This window comes from Pseudomonas sp. Sample_9 (assembly GCF_004307535.1).
GTDB lineage: Bacteria > Pseudomonadota > Gammaproteobacteria > Pseudomonadales > Pseudomonadaceae > Aquipseudomonas > Aquipseudomonas mercuritolerans.
On sequence record NZ_RAZO01000037.1, the window covers coordinates 1 to 3,826 of the forward strand.

The 3,826-nt window shown below is 61.8% G+C and carries 4 protein-coding genes and 2 pseudogenes; all 6 read left to right on the top strand.

Going from position 1 to position 3,826, the window contains the following annotated elements:
* Window positions 1–360: pseudogene (locus D6877_RS02490) on the top strand (hypothetical protein); the annotation flags it as partial.
* The gene (locus D6877_RS02495; RefSeq protein ID WP_130909727.1) at window positions 357–539 is read left to right on the top strand and encodes a DUF2635 domain-containing protein; all 183 of its coding nucleotides are present in this window, start codon (window positions 357–359) and stop codon (window positions 537–539) included. The pseudogene D6877_RS02490 and the gene D6877_RS02495, both read left to right, overlap by 4 nt.
* A complete protein-coding gene (locus D6877_RS02500) occupies window positions 539–2,035 on the top strand; it encodes a phage tail sheath subtilisin-like domain-containing protein (RefSeq protein ID WP_130909728.1) in 1,497 nt (498 codons plus the stop codon). Before D6877_RS02495 ends, D6877_RS02500 begins: the two co-directional genes overlap by 1 nt.
* Window positions 2,036–2,102: 67 nt before the next feature.
* Complete coding sequence (locus D6877_RS02505; RefSeq protein ID WP_007908779.1) at window positions 2,103–2,450, top strand: phage tail tube protein; 348 nt, start codon at window positions 2,103–2,105, stop codon at window positions 2,448–2,450.
* Window positions 2,447–2,743, top strand: coding sequence for a phage tail assembly protein (locus D6877_RS02510; protein ID WP_130909729.1), 297 nt, complete (start codon window positions 2,447–2,449; stop codon window positions 2,741–2,743). The genes D6877_RS02505 and D6877_RS02510 overlap by 4 nt, the downstream gene beginning before the upstream one ends.
* A 130-nt stretch (window positions 2,744–2,873) precedes the next feature.
* Window positions 2,874–3,826 (top strand): annotated as a pseudogene (locus tag D6877_RS29770) (phage tail protein); the annotation flags it as partial.

A 3,826-nucleotide genomic window follows, 5' to 3' on the forward strand; every position in this document is an offset into this window, starting at 1 on the left:
ACCGACGCTACAAAAGCGCTGGATCTGTTGCACGACCTGCGCGCCGAACTGTGGCGCGCACTGGTCGGTTTCAAACCTGATTCCACTTACAGCGCCATCGTTTATGACGGCGGTGAGCTGGTCTCGATCAACAGCAGCCGCCTGTTCTATCGGCTGCGCTTTTATGCCGAGTTCCAGCTCGGCCGCAATCTGCCAAGTCAGCCTGCGGAGAGTTGGCACGAGCGCGAACTGGACGCTTTGTCGTCCTTTACCGGGATGACGGTGCGGGTCGATGCGATCGATCCGGCTGACCCCAACCTGCAACGCCCGGGCCCGGATGGCCGGGTGGAAATGACTTTCTCTGGAGATGTAACCCCATGAGCAACCGCATCACCGTAGTGCCGGCCGCTGGCCGCGTCGTACCTGACCCGGAGGCGGGCGACCTGTTGCCGGCTGCAGGCCGTGACGTGCTGGATAGCGCCTGGTGGCGCCGGCGTCTGGCCGACGGCGACATCACATTCAAAACCGCAAAAGCGGCTAAACCACAGGGAGCCAAATAATGGCAATCGGATTCAGCAACATCCCGGCGGACATTCGTGTGCCGCTGTTCTATGCCGAAATGGACAACTCGGCCGCCAACAGCGCGACCTCGGCCATGCGCCGTTTGATCGTTGCTCAGGTCAACGACAATATTGCCCCGACTGAAGTCGGCAAACTGGTGCTGGTTTCCAGCGTGGCGCTGGCGAAAAGCATCGGCGGCCAAGGCTCGATGCTCGCTTCGATGTACGAGACTTTCCGCAAGGCCGACCCGATCGGCGAGATCTGGTGCCTGCCTCTGCACAACACTGAAGGCGCTATCGCCAAAGGCGTGTTGACCCTGACCGGCACCGCGACTCAGGCGGGCATGCTCAACCTGTATGTCGGCGGCGTGCGTGTGCAGGCCACCGTGGTCAACGGCGCCACCGCCGCTCAAGCGGCCACCGCACTGGCGCAGAAAATCAACGCCACTGCGGACCTGCCGGTCAGTGCTGCCGCTGCTGAAGGTATTGTCACCCTGAACGCCAAATGGACCGGCGACAGCGGCAACGACATCAGCCTGCAATTCAATCGCCTGGGCAAGAGCAACGGCGAAGAAACTCCGGCCGGTCTGACCAGCGCAATCACCGCCATGACCGGCGGCGCCGGTGTACCGGATCAGATCGCTGCCGTCGCAGCATTGGGCGATGAGCCTTTCGAATTCATCGCGCTGCCGTGGTCCGATCTGGCCACTCTCAACACCTGGCAAGCGGTCATGGATGACAGCACCGGGCGCTGGTCGTGGGCCAAGCAACTGTTCGGTCACGTCTACAGCGCCAAGCGCGGCACGGTCGGCACTCTGGTCGCCGCAGGCCAGGCCCGCAACGATCAGCACATGACCATCCAGGCGCTGGAGCCGGGCGTACCGCAACCGTTTTGGGTACAGGCCGCCGCGCTGGCTGCACGCACGGCGGTGTTCATCTCCGCCGATGCCAGCCGTCCGACACAAAGCGGCAGCCTGCCGGGCGTTGACCCGGCGCCGGCAAGCGAACGTTTCACCCTGACCGAGCGTCAGTCGCTGCTCAACTACGGCATTGCCACCGCCTACTACGAAGGCGGTTACGTGCGCATCCAGCGCTCGATCACCACCTACCAGAAGAACGCTTACGGCCAGGCCGACAACTCCTATCTGGACAGCGAAACCATGCACCAGTCGGCGTTCATCGTGCGTCGTCTGCAAAGTGTGATCACCAGCAAATACGGCCGCCACAAACTGGCCTCCGACGGCACCCGTTTCGGCGCCGGCCAGCCGATCGTCACGCCAGCGACCATTCGCGGCGAGCTGATCGCGCAGTACGCCAAGCTTGAGCTGGAAGGTCATGTGGAGAACGCCGAGCTGTTTGCCGAGCACCTGATTGTCGAGCGCGACGTGCAGGACCCGAGCCGCGTGAACGTGCTGTTCCCGCCGGATTACATCAATGGCTTGCGCGTGTTCGCACTGCTCAACCAGTTCCGTCTGCAGTACGACGACGCGGCCTGATCCGCGCGGTCGGCATTAAGCATTCAGCCCACCTCGCGTGGGCTTTTTATTTGAAGGGAGAAATACCATGGGTCAACTGATTGCAGGCACCTGCTACGTCAAGGTCGACGGCGCACAACTGACCATCAATGGCGGCTGCGAAGCCCCGCTGATGGCCGTCAAACGTGAAACCGTCGTGCCCGGTTTCTACAAGGAAACCGACATCGCACCGTCGTTCAAAGTGACCGCGCTGCACACCGCTGACTTTCCGCTGAAGAAGCTGATCGAAGGCACCGATATCACCGTCACCTGCGAGTTCAGCAACGGCAAAGTCTACGTGCTGGCCGGCGCCTATCTGGTCGAGGAGCCAGTCTCCAAGGGCGACGACGCCACCATCGAACTGAAATTCGAAGGCATCAAGGGGACCTGGCAATGAGCAGCGCCGTGAAGCTTCAAGTAGCAATCGAAGCCCACGGCGAGCCTCTGACCGAAATCGTTCTGCGCCGTCCGACGGTGCAGGAAGTGCGAGCGATCAAGGCGCTGCCGTACAAGATCGACAAGAGCGAAGAAGTCAGCCTCGACATGGACGTGGCGGCCAAATACATCGCCGTGTGCGCGGGCATTCCGCCGTCGTCGGTCAACCAGCTCGATCTGGCTGACCTCAATGCGCTGAGCTGGGCCGTTGCGAGTTTTTTCATGAGTGCGGCGTCGGCGCCATCACCGACCTGATCGCCGTCGCCTATGACTTGGCCTGGTTCTGGAAGGTTGACCCCGAACAGATGATGGCCAGGCCACTGGATGTGCTCCGCGAATCGCTGGAGCACGCGCAACGGATCAATGCGATGCAGCAGGTGCAGTGATGGCAGACGAAGAGAAGAAAACCCCGAAACCGGTGCTGATCACCGGCATCGATGAACTCTCGCCCAAACTGGGCGCCCTGCGCATGAAGGTTGAGAGTTTTAGAAACAATCTCGAGCAGACCGGCCTCGGCAAGCTGGACGTCAGCGGTCTGTTCAACGGCGGCAGCGTCATCACGCCGTTCGTGGAAGGGGTCAAGTCGGCGGCGGCGTTCCAGGGCAAATTGAGCGAGGTCAGCGCCACGGCGAAAACCGTCGACCTGCCCGCCGCGCCAACTGCAGCCACGCAGAACATGAACGTGTTCAGCGCGTCGATGCAGAAGGTTTCGGCGGCGGTGGACGCTGCGCTGGTGCCGGCGGTGGGGGCTTTGGTGGTCGGGCTTGAGCCGATGCTGACGCAGGTCGGCAGCCTGCTTGCCGACAACCCGAAACTGGTCGATGGCCTGGCGGCGGGGGCGATTGCCTTCTCCGCCATGCAAACCGCCGTCACCGGTATGACCCAGGTGATGGATGTCATGAGCATGGTGCTCAAGACCAACCCGATCATGCTGATCGCCATGGGCATTGCCGTGGCGGCCGGTTTGATCGTGGCCAACTGGACACCGATCAGCGCGTTCTTCACCGGGATGTGGGAAGGCGTGAAAAACGCCGGGGCGAGTGCGATGGCGACGTTGCGCTCGGTACTTGACTGGCGACCGCTGGCGGCACTGGCTGCGCTGTGGGAACCGGTCACGGGATTTTTCTCGGCTATCTGGGACAAGGTCACGGTCGTGACGGCGCCAGTGATCGACTTCTTCAAGTCGGTTTTCTCGTGGTCGCCTGCGGGGATGATCATTGAAAACTGGGGGCCGCTGACCGGCCTGTTCTCGGCGATCTGGGAATTGCTCAAGGCCTTGAGTGTGCCGGTGATGGCGTTTCTCAGAAACCTGTTCGATTTCTCGCCGATGCAGATGAT